The sequence below is a fragment of the Aphanothece microscopica RSMan92 genome (genome assembly GCF_046613545.2).
Lineage (GTDB): Bacteria > Cyanobacteriota > Cyanobacteriia > PCC-6307 > Cyanobiaceae > NIES-981.
In genome coordinates this window covers 1-1,251 of record NZ_JBKKKY020000193.1, presented here as the reverse complement: position 1 = coordinate 1,251, position 1,251 = coordinate 1, and the positions used below count along the sequence as shown (strand labels likewise).

2 protein-coding genes are annotated in these 1,251 nt (G+C 65.7%); both read right to left on the bottom strand.

What is annotated here, in order from left to right:
* Nucleotides 1-82: 82 nt before the first annotated feature.
* A complete protein-coding gene (locus ACLD7X_RS16895; protein ID WP_411424851.1) occupies nucleotides 83-253 on the bottom strand; it encodes a hypothetical protein in 171 nt (56 codons plus the stop codon).
* A gap of 201 nt (nucleotides 254-454) precedes the next feature.
* Nucleotides 455-1,222: a TonB-dependent receptor domain-containing protein gene (locus ACLD7X_RS16890; RefSeq protein WP_411424852.1), complete on the bottom strand. Its 768-nt coding sequence runs from the start codon at nucleotides 1,220-1,222 to the stop codon at nucleotides 455-457.
* Between the last annotated feature and the right edge of the window lie 29 nt (nucleotides 1,223-1,251).

Sequence of the window (1,251 nt, the reverse complement as noted above, 5' to 3'; positions counted from 1 at the left end):
CGCTCGACGAAGCCGCCGCGGCGGCGACGCCAACGCATGTGCCAGGCCGAAAGGGTGCGAAAGCCTGATCGTTGGGTGGCGCTCAGGCGGCCGAAGGAAGCCCCAGCCGGGACACGCCGGCCCGGCGGCGGCCATGCAGCGCCCGCCAGATCCAGCCGCGCGGCACTTCCGGCGGCGGACGGCGGCGGCCTTCGCTCTCGGCCCATGCGTCGATGTAGGCGGCAGCGTCTTCCGACGTCAGGCCGTCCGCCACGAGCGTTTGAACCGCCTCAGCGTATGTGAGCGATGGTTTGAGCACGCTGACATATGTGCATCAAAGGTTGTTTCGCGCCAATCACGTTTTGGCCACGGCCGGCAGGCGGCAGGCCATCTGGTCATGCGGCCGGTCAGGCGAACGAAAAAGGGGCGCAGCTCGCGCTGCGCCCCCATTCTCGTCACAAATCCGAAGTCTGGCTCAGAAGCCGGCCTTCAGCGTGATGCCCCAGGTCCGCGGTTCGCCGAGGAAGGCGTCGATCGTGGAGTTCGCCCGGGCGTTGGCAGCCGCCAGGCTGTCGGACGCCGAGTTCAGCGACGGCGCCGATCCCTGAAGCGGGCTGTCGAACGTGATCTGCGCATAGCGCTCGTCAGTCAGGTTGCGGCCCCACAGCTCGACAGACCAGGTCTCGTCGATGTGGCCCAGCGCCAGCCGGCCGTTGATGAGCGTGAAGCCTTCGGTGATCTTCGTCGGCGCGAGGTTCGAGCCAGTGTTGTAGTCCGAGGTATAACGCGCATCCAAATAGGCCCGGAACATCATGTTCGCGCCGACTTCACGCTCGTAGGTGGCGCCGCCCGAAGCGGTCCACAGCGGGGCGGTGGTCAGCTGATTGCCCGGCAGGTTGGCCAGATTGGGGTTGCGGGCGAGGAACGAGCCCGGTTGGCCGACGCCGCCGAGATTCTTGGCGTACTCGGTCCAGGCGTAGGCAAAGCCGCCATTGAAGGTGAGGCCGTCCAGCGGCGGCGCCCACACGAAGTCGAACTCGACGCCTTCAGACTCCACTTCCGGCACCGCCGTCACCACGAAGGAGACGCCGTTGAACGTGTTGAGCTGATAGTTCTCGAACGTCTGCTGATAGAGCGAGAGGTTGGCCACGAGGTCGCCGCCGAACCATTCGCTCTTCACCCCGATCTCGTAGCTGTCGACGAACTCCCCCTCGAAGCTCGTGTCGGGCGAGTTCTTCGACAGCTACGAGATCGGGGTGAAGAGCGAATGGT